General features: G+C 69.9%; 4 protein-coding genes and 1 pseudogene. 2 read left to right on the top strand and 3 right to left on the bottom strand.

All coding sequences use genetic code 11. From position 1 onward, the window contains the following. Window positions 1–545 (bottom strand): annotated as a pseudogene (locus tag Y706_RS25600) (urocanate hydratase); the annotation flags it as partial. Between the two features lie 262 nt (window positions 546–807). Continuing rightward, window positions 808–1,683: an IclR family transcriptional regulator gene (locus tag Y706_RS0114445; protein WP_028277138.1), complete on the bottom strand. Its 876-nt coding sequence runs from the start codon at window positions 1,681–1,683 to the stop codon at window positions 808–810. Between the two features lie 282 nt (window positions 1,684–1,965). On the opposite strand from Y706_RS0114445, the gene Y706_RS0114440 reads away from it, so the two are divergent. Further along, complete coding sequence (locus Y706_RS0114440; protein ID WP_043436209.1) at window positions 1,966–2,883, top strand: SDR family oxidoreductase; 918 nt, start codon at window positions 1,966–1,968, stop codon at window positions 2,881–2,883. 56 nt (window positions 2,884–2,939) lie between these two features. Further along, entirely contained in the window at window positions 2,940–3,380 is a 441-nt protein-coding gene (locus Y706_RS0114435) for a protein-tyrosine phosphatase family protein (RefSeq protein WP_028277136.1), read from the top strand. Window positions 3,381–3,408: 28 nt separating this feature from the next. Here the strand turns inward: Y706_RS0114435 and Y706_RS30280 are convergent. Then, the coding region (locus Y706_RS30280) for a zinc-binding dehydrogenase (RefSeq protein WP_043436208.1) at window positions 3,409–3,658 on the bottom strand (250 nt) is incomplete at its 5' end.

Raw genomic sequence — 3,658 nt, 5'->3', positions numbered from 1 at the left:
ATGCCGCCGCAGCCGCCGGTGAGGGTCAGGGTGCCGGCGAGCGTCCCGTTCTCGTCCCCGGTGAGCTTACGGGCGATCGCGGCGAAGGTCTCGAAGGTGCCCTGCAGGATGCCCTGCGTGCCGATATAGATCCAGGACCCGGCGGTCATCTGGCCGTACATCATCAGGCCCTCGGCCTCGAGCCGGCGGAACTCGGGCCAGTTCGCCCAGTCGCCGACGAGGTTGGAGTTGGCCAGCAGCACGCGCGGCGCCCATTCGTTGGTGCGGAAGACGCCGACCGGCTTGCCGGACTGGACCAGCAGGGTCTCGTCCTTTTCCATGGTTTCCAGGGTGCGGGTGATGGCGTCGAACGCGGCCCAGGACCGGACGGCGCGGCCGGTGCCGCCGTAGACCACCAGGTCATCGGGGCGCTCGGCGACCTCGGGGTCGAGGTTGTTCATGAGCATGCGCAGCGGGGCTTCCGTCTGCCAGCTCTTGGCGGTGAGCTCGGTGCCGCGGGCTGCTTTGACCGGGCGGGCACCGGTAGTGAAATCGGCGGGTGCCATGAGGGTCTCCTTTGTCGCTGGATATGTGGCCGGATGATGTCTGTTCGGACTGGTGTCCTGGTGTATCCGGAGGAATGAGGTTCTGTATCAACTAAAGCCCCTTCGCGGCCGCGGAAACAGGCCTGCCGGAGGGGTGCTGTCCGGGATTCCAGACCCTTCCCCTCCCCCGTTGCGCCGTCACTTCCGGTTGCTAAAAAGGGCGAATCGGAGCCCTAAGTGACAGCGCAACCGGGGGTGGGGTGGGGTGGGATGGGGCAACCGGTCAGGCGGGGCGGCCGTGGATCCGGACCGAGAGCTCGTTGGCGACCTTCTGGACCCGGGCGGCCAGGGCCGGCCACTGATCCGCGGGCAGCTTGTCCTCCAGGAACGTCACGGCGACGGCGGCGGTGGGCCACCCTACATGGTCGGTCACGGCGGCGGCGATCGAACCGAATCCGGGCGTGACCTCGCCGTGTTCGGTGGCGTAGCCGCGCTGGCGGACCTGGTCCAGATGCGAAGACAGCGCGGAGTACTTCATGATGGGCGATTCGGTTTCGTGCCGGGCCGTGAAGGCGGCAGCGTTCGGGTACAGCGCCCGCACCTGCGACTTCGGCAGCGCGGCGAGGATGGCCCGTCCGCTGGCCGTGAGATGGCTGGGCAGCCGGACGCCGACGTCGGTCACCAGGGACGGCCGGTTCTTGGCCCGCTCCTCCACGATGTAGAGCACGTCGCGGCCGTGCAGCACCGCCAGGTGCGCGCTTTCGCCGATCACGTCCACGAGCGAGGCGAGCATTGGCCGGCCCAGCCGGGACAGCGGCTCCTGCCGGGAATAGGCCGAGCTGAGCTCGAATGCGCTGATGCCCAGGCCGTAGCGCTGCTCCTCGTGCAGGTGCAGCACGAAGCCGTTCGCCTCCATCACGCCGAGCAGGTGGTAGACGCTGGAGCGTGGCAGTCCCAGCGCGGTGGCAATGTTCGACGCCGCCATCGGCCCGCGCCGGGAGGCCAGCAGCTTGAGGATGCGCAGCGTGTTCTCGGCGGCCGGCACCTTCGACGCCGCCTTGGTTCCGGCGGCCCGGTGGACGGCCTTGGGGGCGGGCGTGTCAGGCGCTGCGGACAACGTGGCGGCGGCGGAGCTCACTGCGGTGCTGGTGGGTGGCATTGATCCTCTTCACGGTCGGGCGGTGTCCGGTATCCCGTACTTAAGCATGCGCCCGGCGGCGGTCAACCGACAGCCTCCCACAGGAACGGCTGTCTGGAATGCCGGACAAGTGCCACGTTCCGATGGCGGGCCTTCCGCCCCTAGCCCGGACCGACGCCCGGTGTTCCGATGAAACATGGGCGCCGGCTTTCCGGTGCGTGCCCCGCCATAGGACGCCGCCATAGGAGCGAGCCCGTCGCCGGCTGAGCCCAGCCCGTAAGGTCCCGGAGGGAAGGCACAGACGTGAATGCAGCGCTGTCGGGCAGGGTCGCCCTGGTTGCCGGGGCCACCCGGGGCGCGGGGCGCGGCACCGCCGTCGCCCTCGGCGAGGCCGGAGCGGTCGTGTACTGCACCGGGCGCACGACCTCCCGCCACCGTTCCGACTACAACCGGCCCGAGACGATCGAGGAGACGTCCGCTCTCGTCGACACCGCGGGCGGCACTGGAATCGCCGTCGAGGTCGATCACCGCCAGGCCGCCGAGGTGGAAGCCCTCGTGCAGCGGATCGACGCCGAGCGGGGCCGGCTGGACATCCTTGTCAACGACATCTGGGGCGGCGAGGACTTCATCGAATGGAACACTCCGCTCTGGGCCCACGATCTGAATGCCGGGCTGCAGATGCTCCACCTCGGCCTGGACACCCACCTCATTACGAGCCACTTCGCGCTGCCGCTGCTCACCCGCCGCCCCGGCGGCCTGGTGGTGGAGATGACCGACGGCACGCGCGAGTACAACGCCGAGCACTACCGGGTCTCCGTGTTTTACGACCTCGTCAAGACCGCGGTGCTCCGCCTGGCGTTCAGCCAGGCGGAGGAGCTGAGATCCTCCGGCTGCGCGGCGGTGGCGCTGACGCCCGGCTGGATGCGTTCGGAGATGATGCTCGAACACTTTGGCGTCACCGAGGCAAACTGGCGGGAGGCCGCCGGGACGCAACCGCACTTCGCCGCGATCTCGGAAAGCCCCCTGTTCGTCGGGCGTGCGGTCGCGGCCCTGGCGGCGGACCCCAACGTGCTCGGCCGCACGGGCGGCTCGTATTCGTCCGGCGCGCTGGCCCGCGAGTACGGCTTCACCGACACCGACGGCTCGCAGCCGGACTGTTGGAGGTACCTCGTTGAGGTCCAGGAAGCAGGACTCGACGCCGATGCCGCCGGATACCGCTGACATCCGCCCCTTCCTGGTCACGGACAACCGGCGGCAGGACGGACTACGATCGGTTCATGAAGCACACGTGGGAAGCTTCCGCGGACGGCATCATGGCTCTTCCGTCCGGCCGGCTCGTTCGTGGCCGCGGCCTGCACTACCCCCTTCCGGCCGGGCCGTTTCCCGAGTTCGGCGTGTATTTGCTGGGCAAGCAGCCGCCGCCCGTGGGGTGGGAGTCCCGATGGGTGCCCTGGCCCGACCTTCGGCTGCCTGTCGACCAGCCGGACGCCCTGGAGGCGTTCCGGGAGGCCTGGCGCCGGGCCGAGGCCGAACGGGTTGAAGTGGCCTGCTGGCGCGGGATCGGCAGGACCGGCACTGCGCTGGCCTGCATCGCGATCCTGGACGGAGTCCCGCCCGGCCAGGCTGTGTCCTACGTCCGCCGCCAGTACCGGCGCCGGACAGTGGAAACCCCGTGGCAGCGGCAGTACGTCGCCCGCTTCCCGGCCGGCACACCGTAGGCGGCGGCTAAGGCCTGACCGCTCCGGCTCAAATGGTGACGACGGCCTGCCCGCGGAGGTGTCCATCACGCAGGTCCCGGATTGCCGCCGGCGCGTCCGCCAGGGCGTAGCTCTTGCCGATGACCGGGGTCACCGCGCCCGCCTCGATGAGCCCGGTCAGGAACCGGAGGTCCTCCGCCCGCTCTGCGGCCATGACGCCCCTGAGCCGCTGGCCGACAAACACGGAGAGCAGCCCGGCGCCGAGCGAGCGTTGAAATCCGCCCGTCAGCCGCCCTCCG

Source organism: Arthrobacter sp. I3 (assembly GCF_000520575.1).
In the GTDB taxonomy this organism is placed as follows: domain Bacteria; phylum Actinomycetota; class Actinomycetes; order Actinomycetales; family Micrococcaceae; genus Arthrobacter; species Arthrobacter humicola_A.
The sequence above is the reverse complement of the archived record's forward strand: the minus strand, read 5'-3'. Positions and strand labels throughout refer to the sequence as shown.